The sequence below is a fragment of the Microcoleus sp. AT8-A3 genome, from assembly GCF_036705675.1.
In the GTDB taxonomy this organism is placed as follows: domain Bacteria; phylum Cyanobacteriota; class Cyanobacteriia; order Cyanobacteriales; family Microcoleaceae; genus Microcoleus.
The window spans coordinates 1-13,949 of record NZ_JAUBVD010000032.1; the positions used below are offsets into that span (position 1 = coordinate 1).

Annotated in this window: 17 protein-coding genes and 1 pseudogene; 7 read left to right on the plus strand and 11 right to left on the minus strand. The window is 44.4% G+C overall.

From position 1 onward, the window contains the following. Positions 1-544, plus strand: a 544-nt coding sequence (locus QUB51_RS18560) for a transposase (RefSeq protein WP_333393067.1), incomplete at its 5' end; no start/stop codon positions are given. Between the two features lie 180 nt (positions 545-724). Here QUB51_RS18560 and QUB51_RS18565 read toward each other — a convergent pair. After that, complete coding sequence (locus QUB51_RS18565) at positions 725-2,647, minus strand: ATP-binding protein (RefSeq protein WP_333207714.1); 1,923 nt, start codon at positions 2,645-2,647, stop codon at positions 725-727. 545 nt (positions 2,648-3,192) lie between these two features. Continuing rightward, entirely contained in the window at positions 3,193-3,420 is a 228-nt protein-coding gene (locus QUB51_RS18570) for a hypothetical protein (protein WP_333051858.1), read from the minus strand. A 328-nt stretch (positions 3,421-3,748) separates the two neighbouring features. On the opposite strand from QUB51_RS18570, the gene lepA reads away from it, so the two are divergent. Next, positions 3,749-5,563: a translation elongation factor 4 gene (lepA, locus tag QUB51_RS18575; RefSeq protein ID WP_333207713.1), complete on the plus strand. Its 1,815-nt coding sequence runs from the start codon at positions 3,749-3,751 to the stop codon at positions 5,561-5,563. 332 nt (positions 5,564-5,895) lie between these two features. On the opposite strand, the gene QUB51_RS18580 is transcribed toward lepA, so the two are convergent. From QUB51_RS18580 to QUB51_RS18620, 9 genes are all read right to left on the minus strand, one after another. Next, positions 5,896-6,342: a DUF5958 family protein gene (locus QUB51_RS18580; RefSeq protein WP_333051853.1), complete on the minus strand. Its 447-nt coding sequence runs from the start codon at positions 6,340-6,342 to the stop codon at positions 5,896-5,898. Continuing rightward, a complete protein-coding gene (locus tag QUB51_RS18585; RefSeq protein WP_333051850.1) occupies positions 6,326-6,664 on the minus strand; it encodes a nucleotidyltransferase domain-containing protein in 339 nt (112 codons plus the stop codon). The genes QUB51_RS18580 and QUB51_RS18585 overlap by 17 nt, the downstream gene beginning before the upstream one ends. An 83-nt stretch (positions 6,665-6,747) precedes the next feature. Continuing rightward, the gene (locus tag QUB51_RS18590; protein ID WP_333051847.1) at positions 6,748-6,918 is read right to left on the minus strand and encodes a ribbon-helix-helix domain-containing protein; all 171 of its coding nucleotides are present in this window, start codon (positions 6,916-6,918) and stop codon (positions 6,748-6,750) included. A 264-nt stretch (positions 6,919-7,182) separates the two neighbouring features. After that, complete coding sequence (locus QUB51_RS18595) at positions 7,183-7,731, minus strand: hypothetical protein (protein WP_333259871.1); 549 nt, start codon at positions 7,729-7,731, stop codon at positions 7,183-7,185. Between the two features lie 324 nt (positions 7,732-8,055). Then, positions 8,056-9,435: a serine/threonine-protein kinase gene (locus QUB51_RS18600; protein WP_333259874.1), complete on the minus strand. Its 1,380-nt coding sequence runs from the start codon at positions 9,433-9,435 to the stop codon at positions 8,056-8,058. Then, positions 9,432-10,289 (minus strand): protein phosphatase 2C domain-containing protein, encoded by an 858-nt coding sequence (locus QUB51_RS18605; protein ID WP_333259876.1) that lies wholly within the window; start codon positions 10,287-10,289, stop codon positions 9,432-9,434. The genes QUB51_RS18600 and QUB51_RS18605 overlap by 4 nt, the downstream gene beginning before the upstream one ends. Then, positions 10,273-11,517 carry a VWA domain-containing protein gene (locus QUB51_RS18610; protein ID WP_333259879.1) on the minus strand — a complete coding sequence of 415 codons (1,245 nt, stop codon included), beginning with the start codon at positions 11,515-11,517 and terminating at the stop codon, positions 10,273-10,275. The genes QUB51_RS18605 and QUB51_RS18610 overlap by 17 nt, the downstream gene beginning before the upstream one ends. Before the next feature lie 88 nt (positions 11,518-11,605). Next, on the minus strand, positions 11,606-11,887 hold the full coding sequence (locus QUB51_RS18615; protein WP_333259882.1) for a hypothetical protein: 282 nt from the start codon (positions 11,885-11,887) through the stop codon (positions 11,606-11,608). Between the two features lie 77 nt (positions 11,888-11,964). Next, positions 11,965-12,204, minus strand: a complete 240-nt coding sequence (locus QUB51_RS18620; RefSeq protein ID WP_333259885.1) for a hypothetical protein — start codon at positions 12,202-12,204, stop codon at positions 11,965-11,967. Positions 12,205-12,292: 88 nt separating this feature from the next. Here QUB51_RS18620 and QUB51_RS18625 point away from each other — a divergent pair, with 88 nt between their 5' ends. The 5 genes and pseudogenes from QUB51_RS18625 to QUB51_RS18645 all read left to right on the plus strand — a co-directional run bounded on the left by QUB51_RS18625 (position 12,293) and on the right by QUB51_RS18645 (position 13,920). Continuing rightward, positions 12,293-12,820, plus strand: coding sequence for a helix-turn-helix domain-containing protein (locus tag QUB51_RS18625; RefSeq protein WP_333259888.1), 528 nt, complete (start codon positions 12,293-12,295; stop codon positions 12,818-12,820). Positions 12,821-12,850: 30 nt separating this feature from the next. Beyond that, entirely contained in the window at positions 12,851-12,979 is a 129-nt protein-coding gene (locus tag QUB51_RS18630; RefSeq protein WP_333259891.1) for a hypothetical protein, read from the plus strand. Between the two features lie 179 nt (positions 12,980-13,158). Beyond that, on the plus strand, positions 13,159-13,416 hold the full coding sequence (locus QUB51_RS18635) for a type II toxin-antitoxin system ParD family antitoxin (RefSeq protein ID WP_333199092.1): 258 nt from the start codon (positions 13,159-13,161) through the stop codon (positions 13,414-13,416). A gap of 6 nt (positions 13,417-13,422) precedes the next feature. Further along, positions 13,423-13,725 (plus strand): annotated as a pseudogene (locus tag QUB51_RS18640) (type II toxin-antitoxin system RelE/ParE family toxin). A 12-nt stretch (positions 13,726-13,737) separates the two neighbouring features. Beyond that, positions 13,738-13,920, plus strand: coding sequence for a hypothetical protein (locus QUB51_RS18645; RefSeq protein WP_333259894.1), 183 nt, complete (start codon positions 13,738-13,740; stop codon positions 13,918-13,920). Positions 13,921-13,949: the final 29 nt, after the last annotated feature.

The following is a 13,949-nucleotide window of genomic DNA, read 5'->3' on the forward strand; positions in this document are numbered from 1 at the left end:
CGCCCATCCCACAATAACAATTAAAATTGTAAGTTATTTAATTCGCGATCCTAATTACGTCGCTCTTTCTAATGGCGAAAGAGTTGAGAATCCTAGATTTTTGAGGAAGTCGGCCCCGAAGCTGGCAAGACTTCAAGCGAAGCTAGCTAACCGAGTTAAGGGTTCTAAGCCTTGGAAAGTTATCAAGGACAGGATTTCTAGACTTCATCAGTTCGTAGCCAGAGCTAGATTGGATTTTCAGTTTAAAACGGCACATGAGCTGTTCGGGAAATGTGAAGTTTTAGCTGTTGAAGACTTGAGTGTCAAAAATCTGACTAGACGCGCTAAGCCCAAGACCGATATTGAGGATGGTAATTTGGTTTATTTGCCCAACGGTCAATCAGCTAAGAGTGGCTTGAATAAATCCATGCTTGATGCTGCTCATGGGCAATTCGCTAGCGTCCTAAAATATGTCGCATGGAAATTGGGTAAAAGCGTTTTGTTTGTTGATCCGAAGGGAACTTCTCAAAATTGCTGGAACTGCCTAAATAAAGTTCCGAAATAATTATCGGAGCGGTGGCATTCTTGTCTGTGTGGAGAATCTTTGGATCGAGATGAAAACTCAGCTAAACTTATTAGAAAGATTGGTCTGAGTTACGAAAGTGGCGGGGGAACTCCGTCACTCAAAAAAGCATGAGCAAAAAAGGAAAAAGAAGCCTGCGGTCTAACTGTACCCAGTTGACCGTCAGGTTAGTTCACATAGTGGTTCTTGATAAAGCGGGACAGTAAAAGTAACAGTCGCTCCCAGCCCTTCTCCCATACTGTAAAAATTTACTGTACCCCCCATTGCTTCTACCAGTTTTTGAGAAATAGCCAACCCCAAACCGGTGCCGCCGTATTGCCTGGTACGATCGCCATCCACCTGAAAAAACGACTCAAATAATTTATCTTGCTTGTCGAGAGAAACCCCAATGCCAGTATCAGCGACTCGGATTTTCACCATTCCGGGGAACTGCTGGTTGTGAACAGTCACCTTTTTCTTAATAACCTCGGCACTGATGCGAATTCCCCCTTCCCCGGTAAATTTAATCGCATTGCCCGTGAGGTTCAAGATTACTTGAAGCAGGCGTTGGTAGTTGCCATACACAATAATCTCGTCCTCCACAGGGGGTTTTTGGATTTGAAATTGCAATCGCTTTTGCTCGACTTGAACCCGTGTAAAATCCTCAACTTGTTGCAACAGTTCACCGAGTTTGACGGGAGCGAGGTCTAACTCCATTTTGCCAGCTTCGATTTTAGCGACATCCAAAATATCGTTAATCACATTGAACAAATGTACTGCCGATCGGTAAGCTTCTTCGATAAATTGGTGCGCTTCTTCCGGGTCATCTGCCATGCCGTCCATAAGCAGTTTTAGGAAGCCGAGGATGCCGTTGAGGGGGGTGCGGAGTTCGTGAGAAGTATTAGCAAGAAATTGACTTTTAAGTTGGGAAAGAGCTACGGCTTCGGCGCGAGCGTGTTCTAATTCTTGGTAAAGTGTAGCGTGGGCGATCGCACTGCCGACTTGAGCGACTAACTCGCGGGCGAATTCGAGTTCGACAGGACTCCATTTCGGAGAATTGCCGCAGCGGTGCAAACATATCAGTGCATTGGGTTGGTCTTCATAGGAGGTAGCTGCTACGAGCACGGAATGGCGGTGGAAGGGATCGGTGGCGGGGGAGGCGTAATCGACTGCTACTGGTTTTAAGGTGGCTAAAGTTTGAATCCACCCCGGCTGTTCGGCTGCGCGCAGTTCTACTCCCAGCATAGAAGAGTAAGCTTCTTGGCGGTATTCAGCTACTACTTTAAAAGTTTTCGATTGGAGATTTTCGATTTGAGTTGGGGAAAGCGGGGGCGAGGGGTAGCTAGCTATTGACTGTTGTAATTCGGCTGCTGAGGCGGTCGATTTTTGCTGTTTTTCGGAGGCGAGGAAGGGGGATGTTTCGAGATTTTCGCTGTCTTTTTTGTAGGAACAGATGATGCAGCGACTCGCGTTCAAAACTTGACCCAAGCTGTTAACAGTTTGCTGCCAAATGGTTGCTAAATCGAGGGTTTTGTGGAGGTTTTGAGCGATTTGCGAGATGATTTTACGATCGATTTCCGAGTAGGGAGGGAGCGATCGACCGGGGATACGGCTCGCTGGAAGCGACATTCGTTGGCGGGCGTCCAAGAGGGATGGCAAAGCTCGATAGAGCATGAATTCTGGGGAGTCTGGCCGTCTGTCTGTGGGTTTGTCAGACAGCAGCCTTCCCATAACTAAGACTTTTGTAGCTTTGCCGTTTGAGTCGATCGCCGGAGTGAGTGTCAAATCGAAGAGAAAATATTGTCCGGCGTGGGAAAATGGATAGCTGAACCGTTGCGGTACGAGGGTTTCGAGCGCCCGCCGCAGGATATCGAGATAAGGCGCGGGGGGGATGGGTTGCAGGGTTTCGCTGAGGGGGCGATCCTCTTCGAGGGCTTCGCTAACGACAATTTGTTCTGCTGTAAGGTTGTACTGTTCGGCTTTTTGCCAGTAAAAAGATAGATATCTACCCCTTGCGTCTTGGGTAAATACTAATTCTGCCCCTAACTCTTGAAAAAAAACTGTAGAGGCGAGGCTCGATCGCCGAAAATCTGTGTTAGAGTCCATCAGAGTAGGGGATGAAAGTAGTTCGGATTTTGGAGTCTTGAGTTTTGAATAAATATCTCAATACTCCCCATTGTTTGATGCTTCTACTGTTAATTTTTGAGTTATTAATCAATTAAAAAGTTGTTGGCTTTTTAATTAAAACATTTATCGCTCAAAACTCACAATTAGCACAAATTTTAGGCTTCTATTATTGAGTATTGAGTGATTAATGAACTCAGAAAACATTTATTATTTAATTCTGAACTCAACTCAAAACTAAAAACTATTCGTTCTCAGCCGTTTTGGGTAATTTAAAGATAAAAATTAAGATTGAGAAATTAGGAATCTGCACCGATTAACTATCAAATGTGAAAATTACGCCAAAATATGAGGCTGCGAACCACCACCTCGAATAGTTCCGAGGTTGTGATTTAGCCGAGTTCACTCGCCCACCACTTGTAGCTTTCGCCGCGAAATCTGCAGGATCTCGCCCGCGCGATCGAAATTTCATTGCCAGAAACTTTACAGCCTGCAGATTTGCGCGCGCCGTCTGGGGCGAGAGTACCTCAGTCGTTCCACTCACCGCGGGGCGGGACTGGGGGGTTGCGGCGTAAACTCAGAGCCAGCTCGTCTTCGCGGCGCTCGCCTCTGAGCCACTGCTTGATTGCTGTTTCAATGACTTTGCTGGGGTCATTCGTCAAGTGCTTAATTTGGTCTAGCAGTTCAGGATCGATATGGATGGACAGTTCGACTTTTTCTGACGAACTGTGGGATGGTATTCTTGATTCGCTCATAGTTAAAAAATCCTAGTTTTAATTCTTAAGTTTCAATTCTTTTGATGACAACCGACTGAACTAGATATTGGCAGTCCCTGATTTGCACCCAACCTTTCCTCAACCGCTTAACCGCTTTCTGTACAATGAGAGAGAGAAAAGTTTTTTCCTTTTGGGTGTCCGGCCTCGATCGGACACTTGAAAGGCTAATAACTGATACTCTTGAGGTTTGCCTCAGTTGTGGTTTCATCTCAATCCCCAGTAAGAGGTTGAAGTAAGCACTCTACTCTTGCTTGTGTAATCATACAACAAAAAGTATCCTTTGCCGATTAGCTCTTCGATAAAAAACATGACTAACGTCCCTGTATCTCGCATTCGTAATTTTTCGATTATTGCTCACATCGACCACGGAAAATCGACCTTGGCCGATCGCCTGTTGCAGGCGACTGGGACTGTGCAGGCACGGGAGATGAAGGAGCAGTTTTTAGACAATATGGATCTCGAACGCGAACGCGGCATTACGATCAAGCTGCAAGCGGCTCGGATGAATTATACTGCCAAGGACGGTCAGGAGTACGTACTCAATCTGATCGACACTCCGGGACACGTGGACTTTTCTTACGAGGTGTCGCGATCGCTCGCTGCTTGCGAAGGGGCGCTGCTGGTGGTAGACGCATCTCAAGGCGTGGAAGCACAAACCCTGGCAAATGTCTACCTTGCCTTGGGAAACAATCTGGAAATTATTCCTGTTTTAAATAAAATTGACCTGCCGGGGGCAGAACCGGAACGGGTAAAAGGGGAAATTGAAGAAATTATCGGTCTGGACTGTAGCGGGGCGATTGAGGCTTCGGCTAAGGAAGGAATTGGTATAGATGAGATTTTGGAGTCGATCGTCGAATTAGTGCCGCCGCCGCAGGATACTGTTGACAAACCGCTGCGGGCGCTAATTTTTGACAGTTATTACGACCCTTATCGCGGGGTAATTGTGTATTTCCGGGTGATGGACGGAAGTGTCAAAAAGGGCGATCGAGTTTTGTTGATGGTTTCGGGTAAGGAATATGTCATCGATGAATTGGGCATTCTTTCACCGACTCAAGTTCCAGTAGACGAACTGCACGCCGGGGAAGTGGGTTATCTGGGCGCGGCGATTAAAGCAGTAGCTGATGCTCGCGTCGGCGATACGATTACTTTGGTCAAAAAGCCGGCGCCGGAGCCTTGGCCGGGTTATACAGAGGCAAAGCCGATGGTTTTTTGCGGCTTGTTCCCGATCGATGCTGACCAATTTCCAGATTTGCGGGAAGCTTTAGAAAAACTAGAACTTAACGATGCGGCGCTTTCTTACGAACCGGAAACTTCGAGTGCGATGGGATTTGGTTTCCGCTGCGGTTTCTTGGGTTTGCTGCACATGGAAATTGTGCAAGAAAGATTGGAGAGAGAATACAATTTGGATTTGATTGTTACGGCTCCTTCTGTGGTTTATCAAATCACAACAATTAAAGGGGAAGTGTTAACAATTGACAATCCGAGCCACTTGCCCGATCCTCAGTACCGGGAGAAAATTGAGGAACCTTATGTGCGGGTAGAAATGCTGTCGCCGGAAACTTATGTGGGCGCGCTGATGGAACTGTCTCAAAGTCGGCGGGGCATTTTTATGGATATGAAGTATCTGAGTCAAGGCCGAACTACGCTGGTTTACGAGTTGCCTTTGGCGGAGGTGGTGACGGACTTTTTTGACCAGATGAAATCGCGATCGCGCGGTTATGCGAGCATGGAGTATCACCTCATCGGTTATCGCGAAAATCCGTTGGTGAAAATGGACATTTTAATTAATGGCGATCCGGTTGACGCTTTGGCGATGATTGTACACCGGGATAAGGCTTATAATGTGGGCCGCGGGTTGACGGAAAAACTCAAGGAGTTGATTCCTCGTCATCAATTTAAGGTGCCGATTCAAGCGACAATTGGTGCGAAGGTGATTGCTTCGGAGCACATTCCGGCTTTGCGGAAGGATGTGTTGGCGAAGTGTTACGGCGGTGATATTTCGCGGAAGAAAAAGTTGCTGCAAAAGCAGGCGAAGGGTAAGAAGCGGATGAAGTCTGTGGGTACTGTGGATGTGCCGCAGGAGGCTTTTATGGCTGTGCTGAAGCTCGATCGAGATTCGTAATCTGTGTGGCTTTTTGTCAGGAACAGGCAAGATGCCTGTTCCACAAAGAGTGTGTTTTTTGTAGTTGTTTGCAGTCATCTAGAACAGGCAAGATGCGTGTTCCACAAAGAGTCAGTTTGATTGTGGGATTTTGTCAGGAACAGGCAAGATGCCTGTTCCACAAAGAGTCAGTTTTTTGTAGTTGTTTGCAGTCATCTAGAACAGGCAAGATGCCTGTTCCACAAAGAGTCTGTTTTCTTGTGGGATGGGCATCTTGCCCGTCCCTGTGGGGGCCCAGAATATGGCTGCAGCGTCAGTGGCGATCGCCCCCTCGCATCACAGCTTACTACAAGTTAAACAAGAATGCTTTGTTGCAACTCGCGCTGAATTTCATCTACAACTTTGCGATCGCTCAAATCGCGATGCCACCAGTGGCTACAGCCATCTTGACAATATTTGCCGTACCTGCGCGCATCGGCAATTGCCAATAAACTCATTAACAGGAAAAAGGTTTTGATAGATTCTGAGGGCGGCAGTTTCAAAAGCTTTGCCATTTGTTCTTTTAATCGCCCTCTACTCAGCAACACACAAGGGGTGTAAGTTGGGCGAAGTTTTGATTTGGCAATAGCTAGGGAAACATCTTCTTCTCGCGCCCCTGCTTGGAGGGTCATGTAGGATAGCCGCTGCAATATTTCCTGCTGGTATTCGGTTGGGAAGCTTAAAAACCAGTTTTTTGCATCTTCTTGGCTAATTAATTCTTGTTTAATTTGATTGATTGTAATTTCATCGGCTAGATTCATTTGCCTCTCCTAAGTCTGGCTCAAATATAACGTGAGGTTCTCCTGAGATGAGGGGGCCAGTAAAAATATCGATTCCCGTTTCTCGACCTGAAGTATTAATTTCGCCGCCACTTGTACCGCGAGGGACGGAACTGCTAGCGGAATGCCGCTGGCGAGAGTTACCTAACATTATATAGTCCCAGTCAGAAGTTGGCGTACTTGTCCCGTTTGCTCGACTGCCAACAACTATGATGGTTTGTTTTGTCCGATCGGCTGCATTCTGAATTCTCCTGGCATCTTCTGGAGATATGCCTGCTTCTTGCCATGTTTTTACACCTCTCATTTAATGAATATTAGCATTGCCGTAGGCGAGTTTTTTCGCACTTCTCGATTTTAAAATTAAGCACGATAAATCAAGTTTTAGTTTCAGTCATCTGTTGATTGGAGCTTGCCGGATGCTTTTGCTCGATCGATCGCCTCTTGAATCAGAAGGTAGACAAAGTTGGAGATCGATCGCTTTTCGAGATCGCACAACTTTTCGAGATCCTTTTTAGCCTGTGTTGGCAAAACCACTGAAATCCGCTCGCTGTCGCTCATGCCCTGCAATCTGTTGGAAGTTTCCCCTATTGTGCCACCTCGCCCGTCCAGCTTGCAATGGGCGATCGTCGGTCGCTATCGCAGCCGGATGCGGAGGGACATCTTCAGTTGTTTCGGCAACGAGTGCCCAACATCCGATTTGAAGTGGTGTTTGATTTACCCTCTCGCCGGGGATAACTTTTTGGAGGGAGGGTTTTTGATAATTTAACTGTCAAATTATCGACGGCGATCGCACTTTGGGACATGAAGGGCGATCGTACTTAATTAACAAATAGCCGAAGCAGGCGCAATTTCGCGGAGTGGCATCAGGAATTCTTGCTTTTCTTCGCGGGTGATATAGCCGCCATTTAGAGCCATTTCCATGAGTTGTTCGACAAATCCCTTTAACTCTGTTATAACTTGAGTTTTATTCAGTTCAAAGTGTTGATTTCGGGATTTTAGGGTAAACTGGTTTGGAGATAAATATCCAAATTCTTTGAAATTACAGCTAATTTTATCGTTGGTTAATGGCTGCAATTCAAGAGAAAGGCACACACTTTCAACAAATTCTATTTTGATGGGTTTCCCTTGGGATAACTCACTATTTTTTTTGGGGAGTTCATCTTCTAGGAGCATACAGATATCGGGGTCTAAAAAAACTTTTAGTTTTTCTTCACCAATTTCTATTGATACTGGGCGATCGCATTCAAAGCAAAATAGTTTCAGACCTAATTCAAAATGCGAAAGTTCTCCTAATGAATCATCGGGTGCGTCAGCATATTGTTCGCAATTAGGTTTTTCTAACTGGATTGTAAAATTGATATAGTTATTCATTTTCATCGCTCCTATCTAATGAGGACAGCGTAGCATCATTGAGAACAGGATAAGCAGATTTGAATGTTCCATCTGGTTTCCTTTTAATAAAAGCATGGGTAACATTTTCAATTATTTTCCCATCGGGATAGTGAACTTTCCCAATAGAACGCTTAAAATTTATAATGTAACAACCGGGATATTTCGGTGTCACTTGTTCAGCTTTTACCCAGTCTCGATCGTTTAGCCACTGGCCTTGAGGCTGATTTTTGGATGCTGCCCTGCCTCTAAAATTAAGGGGTTTCAGTTTTGGGCCATGATGGCGATCGATGCTAACTCTGGCATTTATGGTAGGCGAGAAAAAAGACTGCGGGCGCAGTTTCCCACACGCACCGGCACTCCCTTACTCATACCTCGCCCTGTCCATAACTCAGAGTGATACCAACTTGGAAGGTGTCCTTGAGGAGCATTTATATCAAAAGTCAGTGCATGATATCCTAACCATTTAATCTTGTCAAAATACCAGCCTACCCGATCACCAAATTCGTAAGGTACTCTATGTAACGGAGTTTTAATAGCGCTAATTTCTTGCCAGATGCGCTTCTGGACGCTAAATCCAAATTTCTCATCGCTGGCTTCTATCCACAGTTTATCAATAGTACAGAGAGCTTCTATTATGGGCAGGTTTTCAAGACACTCGGTAGTGAGTTTACCTTCTTCTTCTCGTCCAGCTATCTTCAGGATAGTAAGGAACGTCTCTTGGTCGGCTTTTTCCCATTTCTTGGCTTTAAGTAAATTACGCAGATTATCGAAGTCGTCCACATTTGTTGGCGACTTTCTAATAAGTGGAGGAGGAATGCGTGGCTTAGGCTGAGGTCGTGGTAGTGAAAGGGCGGGTTTATTTAGAGCCTCTAAAACTTGCTTTGCTGTCCAACGTTCGTTAGGATCTTTGATTAAACATCCCTGAACAATTTCATCAAAAGGTGCAGGTAAAGACTGAGTTAACTGCGGCTCTGCTCTTATAACTGATGTTTGTAAATGTTGAGTTGTCCTCCCTGAAAAAGCCGGATTTCCAGTTAATATTTCGACGATCATAGCCCCCAGTGACCAAACATCGCAAGCTTGGAAAACTTTGCCTTCATAGAACTCTGGGGGTGCGTATCCGGGAGTACCCCTGAAAGTACGGGTAAGTACACCCTGAGACTGAACATCCTCACGCAGAAGACCAAAGTCTGAAAGTTTCCATTGTTCATCCACACGCAGCACATTTGCTGGCTTTACGTCTCGATGTACTATGTTCTGATCCTGCAAATATACTAAAACTGAGCCAATGCTTTGCACTACTTCTCTAGTTTCTTCCTCAGACAGTGGCAAGCATTTATCTAGTGTTTTTGCATCTCCTAGTTCCATCACTAAATACACAAGCTCATAATCTTTTAGCTTGCACTGACCGGCAGTGAAACAGCGAATGAGGTGCGGGTGACTGATATTGAGTATGATCTTTATTTCCCGCTTTTGTTGCTCTAAATTATCATCTTCTTTTAAGTGCAGTTTCACGGCCACAGAACGTACTGGCTCGTCTAAAATCACTTCATCAGCGCGGTAAACTGCCCCCTCACCTCCAGATCCTAAAAATTCCTTCAAGTGATATTTGCCATCAACTATGCTATTCTGCCCGTTAGCGTCCTTTAAAAGCGATATCCAGACTTGCCTATAATTACTCATAAACTGTTATTTTTTGCTATAATTGCGATGGCAGTAACATTATCTTCACTGCCATTTTTTAAGGCTGCATCTACACATTTCTCAGTTATATTTGCTGGAGATATATTGTAGTTTTCAGTGAAATTTTGAAGTTCAAAATCGCTGACTGAACCATGTAGCCCGTCACTACATAACAGCAATACATCATTAGGATGTAGCTTTCTGAAAGCAGGTGAGCCATCTTCATCCCATTTTGGAGCAATAGACAATCTGGCGTTTTGTCCACCACCCAAACAGGATGTGACCACACCACGCATTCGATGATTTTTGGCATCTTGAGAAGTAATTTCTCCGCTTTTTATCAGAAGATTTATGACTGAGTGATCGTCAGTCATGTAAAGGGGTATTTCCTGACTAAAGTGATATAAACGACAGTCTCCTGCGTACAAATGCAAACACTCAGTGGCAGTAATGATTGCAGCAACGAGAGTGGCTCCCATATCTTTGAGTTTAGAGTTGCCTAACTTAAATTCTTCTAGAACTCGTTCCATAATTGCCGTGTTAGCTTTATGGAAGCTGTCTAATAGAAGTTGATAGCGAGATTCAGGAGTTTCTGGGAGGGGCTGCTTTAAAAGTTCCTTAAAAGTATCAATTACAATTTCAGCAGCAATTTTTCCCCCTTGATGTCCACCCATACCATCTACAACAAGTGCCAGCAGTGCTGATTTATCTGGCCAAGGCTTGACCAATTTAACATCCTCATTGACATCTCGTTTTCCCTTACGGGTTCTATCGTCATAAACCAGTCCTTGCTCTTTTAATTGCTTATCCGCCATTTGTGAGTCATGCCTTTTTTTTTCACGATTTCTTGGCATCGATCAACATTCGGGTAGTGCGACGCGGATCTAGTTTGCCTTCTTTTTCTAAATTGCTCCTCTGTTGATTAATGTGTTCAAGCAGATCATCACGATTAATAACAGCAGCATTGTTCTCTAGTTTCTCCAGCACTTCTCTTACTTGCTTGGGATCAGCACTGGGATTGTAAGCCAAGTGGATCAAGTCCTCCATGATAATGTTACAATGCCAGTTAAGCCTGTCAGTTTCAACATCCGAGTTTACTTGTTCATATTGGCTGTAAGAGTTGGTGTAGAGAATAGATGTGGTTGCTGTTACAGGGTTTGGCAAAGCACTAGCTGTTAGTTGTACTTGCAGCACCTCTTGACTAAAGGGGGGTTGTCCATCGCCTGCCAAAATTTCGATTTTGATCAGTACATCAGTAGGTGTATCTGTCCTAATTACCCCTAAAAGGATGCTACCATCGGATGTTTTTTCTAGTGGCAGGTAGTCTGGTTTAAATCGACAAAAGCCTTCAGCTTTAATTCCAGCTTGGGAAGTTAGCAAAAGTTGAGCATTATCAATTGCGACTGCTTGACTTGCTGTTAGTCGCTCTTTAATTTGCGGTTCTAGCTCAGTTGGAGTTTCAGCATACATAAAAGCTCCCCGACCGTGTTCACTTAAGTCTGACAGAAATGCCGTATTAAAATTAGCTGCATTACCTAAACCAACCGTGTACAGTGAAATACCAACATCGCTAAGTTTCCCAGCTTGCTCAAGCAGTGGAGTTACGTCAGTCAGAGGATTTCCCTGAGAATCAGTAGCATGACCATCAGTAATCAAAATCCCTACGCGGACAACGCCTTTTTCTTCTGGCAAGGCTTTTTGAATCCACTCTAGTGCCATGTCTGTACGGGTAACGCCACTAGCTTGCAGTTTGGTAATCGCTATATTGGCAGAATCGACCGCTCCTTTGCCACCAGCAAGAGACTTTAATAATGGCTGTACTTGAGATGAGAAACTAGCTAGTTCTAAGCTATCCGTTTCCCGCAATTGAGCTACAACTGCTTGGCAAGCTTCTTTAGCTGCTAATATTTTGCTACCTTGCATTGAACTGCTGGTATCTACAGCAATCGCCATTCGCAGCGGCAAACCATACTGTCTATCTGAACTGGAATTGATACGCACCCTCAAGATATGTTCACTTGATTCTTTCCAATTTTTGGCGGGTTTGTTCCACGCAAGTTCTAGGTTAAAAATGGTTGGCATAGTTGTTTGTTTTGGAAAAAATTATGTAGGCTGGCTGATTTTTTTGAGCCAGGGAAAGCTTATAAAGCTTATTCATGCTCAATCTTTCTTACAGTTCAAAGGTTGCTTCCTGTCCTGGTAAGGCATTTCGACCACCACAATCACTGACAAGGATTTGAATTTCAGTGGCACGGTTTTCTCTAACTTCTATTTTAACTATAATGTCGCCCACACTCACAGGTTGAGTAGCTGTTTGGGTATTTTCTTGCACGATCCCAGAATCTATTTTTCTTACATCACCCGCATATAGGCTTTTTAGGCGTGTTTGAAAACTTTCTGCACTTTCCCTTCTTGGGAAAAATGCTATCATAGATACATAACCGTTAGACATCTCAAACCTCGTTACTACAAATTTATTGCACTTAGATCAGTTATTTTTTCTATCAATATTTGTCAGGCTGCATAAGGCTAATCCTCTATCAGCCGAGGATCGGGAATGCCCCAGATTTCTTCAGCCGCATCTATAGCGTTCAGATGGGTGGGATACTCAAGATATGCTTGATATGCTTCACCCGGAGGATAGGGTAAACCCTCATCTTCATAGCAATCGTCATATTCTTCATAAAAATTATTGTCTCCATCCAGACTTTCTGGTTGTGGCTGTTTCTGGTTTGGATCGTTAGATTGATTTCCTCTGTTTGCGTTCATTAGACATCTCTTTTATGCTGGGTTATTCTACTTAAAGCTTATAATAACCTGACCAAGCACAGCATTTATCTGACACTCATCAGTAATTATGTTAGACTTTCATCAGGAATTTTTACCTCATCTCTCTATGCCACCAGCCGACGAGCAATTTACCGAAGCCGCGAACCACTGGGACTTAGAAACCCTCTATGCAGACCTAGCCTCGGCCAAGGGAAAACGCCTCACCCCAATGGAAAAACGACACCTTCGCGGTCTACTCTGCGGTTATAGTCCCTCTGAAATCGCCGAAAAACTCCAAAAAACCCCCAAGGGAGTTGAAACTGACCTCTGTGCTACTCTGTACAAATATGTCAAAAGCCTTGTAAGTAAATCCACTGACAAAATGGAAAACTGGAGAAATATTGCTGAATGGCTTGAGGATGCTGGATATAAAACTAAGCCACCTGCTAAATTACCGATTCAAGACGGTTTATCTGAAAATAGTAAAGTTAACATAACTAATATAATTTGTGATAATAATCAAATAACAATTGATGTTTTCCTACAAATAACTGTACCGCTACCTTCAGAATTGTCAATACAAAATCTAGACATCAACGATAACAACGGTAACTAAAATTTTGCCACAAATCAACAGATTGGTAGGGTGAAGCGACTAAAATCAGGAAGGGCGATCGCACCTTTACCCGATCGCGCGGGGCGATCGCACACTGCATTTCTCACAAAAGGGCGATCGCGCTTCTATTGTGCTATGATTCGATCGGAGCATCAGTGACTAAAAACAATAGCAAGAATTACCATTCAAATTCGCGACGAACTAGCGATCGCGATCGATAAATAGTAGTAGGTATTGCTAGTGCAACGTAACGAATCAGTCATAGATTAGAATAGAATAGAGACAAACGTGCAATCCCCCCGAACTGCAATAAAACAATAGCCAGCCGATCTTTACCTATGAGTATCACCCTCACCCCCGAACAAGAACAACTCATCCAAGCCCAACTCGCTAGCGGGCGCTATACCAACGTTACCGAAATCATTGCTGACGCGCTACGGCTGCTGGAAAAACGCGATCGATACAATCGCTGGGTAGAAGAAGTTTGCGCCAAAATCGACATCGCCGCCACACAACTCGATCGCGGTGAAGGAGTGGATGGTGAAACGGCGATCGCTCAAATCCGAGCCAAATTTCACAAAGCTCGATCGGTATAATCCTTGATGAGCCAATATATCATCTCACCTGAAGCGATTCGCGACCTTGACGAAATCGCAGACTATTTCGTCGCACGCAACGTTGAAGCAGGCGAACGATTCATCGATGAATTCACTAAAAAATGCCGCTACTTGACACAATTTCCTCTGATGGGACGCACTTATAGTCAACTTCGCCCCTAGTTGCGCGGTATTCCTCTGCAAAACTACATTATCTTTTACCGCATCGCGAACGATGGAATTGAAATTATGAGAATTATCAGAGGCGATCGGGATTTAGAAGCTTTTTTTGAATATAATGGAGCATAGGTTAGGAATCAAATGACTGAAGAAGAACTCCTTAAGTTATATGAAAAAATTGATGCAGGTGTGAAAGTAGCAATTGCCGAAGCATATGAAAAATACTGCAGACTAGGACAATCAATTAGTATCTGGCGTGATGGTAAAATCGTGACTATAACTGCTGCTGAGATTCCACCGCTATCCAATAACGACACTATATAATTATAATTCCCGTCGTCTATTGTGCTACC

What these genes read in the sequence shown, in the direction of transcription:
- lepA (WP_333207713.1), top strand. Translation starts at nt 3,749, where the DNA reads ATGACTAACGTCCCTGTATCTCGCATTCGTAATTTTTCGATTATTGCT.
- QUB51_RS18600 (WP_333259874.1), bottom strand. Translation starts at nt 9,435, where the DNA reads ATGAGTAATTATAGGCAAGTCTGGATATCGCTTTTAAAGGACGCTAAC.
- QUB51_RS18570 (WP_333051858.1), bottom strand. Translation starts at nt 3,420, where the DNA reads ATGAGCGAATCAAGAATACCATCCCACAGTTCGTCAGAAAAAGTCGAA.
- QUB51_RS18635 (WP_333199092.1), top strand. Translation starts at nt 13,159, where the DNA reads ATGAGTATCACCCTCACCCCCGAACAAGAACAACTCATCCAAGCCCAA.
- QUB51_RS18645 (WP_333259894.1), top strand. Translation starts at nt 13,738, where the DNA reads ATGACTGAAGAAGAACTCCTTAAGTTATATGAAAAAATTGATGCAGGT.
- QUB51_RS18610 (WP_333259879.1), bottom strand. Translation starts at nt 11,517, where the DNA reads ATGCCAACCATTTTTAACCTAGAACTTGCGTGGAACAAACCCGCCAAA.
- QUB51_RS18615 (WP_333259882.1), bottom strand. Translation starts at nt 11,887, where the DNA reads ATGTCTAACGGTTATGTATCTATGATAGCATTTTTCCCAAGAAGGGAA.
- QUB51_RS18625 (WP_333259888.1), top strand. Translation starts at nt 12,293, where the DNA reads ATGTTAGACTTTCATCAGGAATTTTTACCTCATCTCTCTATGCCACCA.
- QUB51_RS18605 (WP_333259876.1), bottom strand. Translation starts at nt 10,289, where the DNA reads ATGCCAAGAAATCGTGAAAAAAAAAGGCATGACTCACAAATGGCGGAT.
- QUB51_RS18565 (WP_333207714.1), bottom strand. Translation starts at nt 2,647, where the DNA reads ATGGACTCTAACACAGATTTTCGGCGATCGAGCCTCGCCTCTACAGTT.
- QUB51_RS18595 (WP_333259871.1), bottom strand. Translation starts at nt 7,731, where the DNA reads ATGAATAACTATATCAATTTTACAATCCAGTTAGAAAAACCTAATTGC.
- QUB51_RS18580 (WP_333051853.1), bottom strand. Translation starts at nt 6,342, where the DNA reads ATGAATCTAGCCGATGAAATTACAATCAATCAAATTAAACAAGAATTA.
- QUB51_RS18620 (WP_333259885.1), bottom strand. Translation starts at nt 12,204, where the DNA reads ATGAACGCAAACAGAGGAAATCAATCTAACGATCCAAACCAGAAACAG.
- QUB51_RS18590 (WP_333051847.1), bottom strand. Translation starts at nt 6,918, where the DNA reads ATGAGCGACAGCGAGCGGATTTCAGTGGTTTTGCCAACACAGGCTAAA.
- QUB51_RS18585 (WP_333051850.1), bottom strand. Translation starts at nt 6,664, where the DNA reads ATGAGAGGTGTAAAAACATGGCAAGAAGCAGGCATATCTCCAGAAGAT.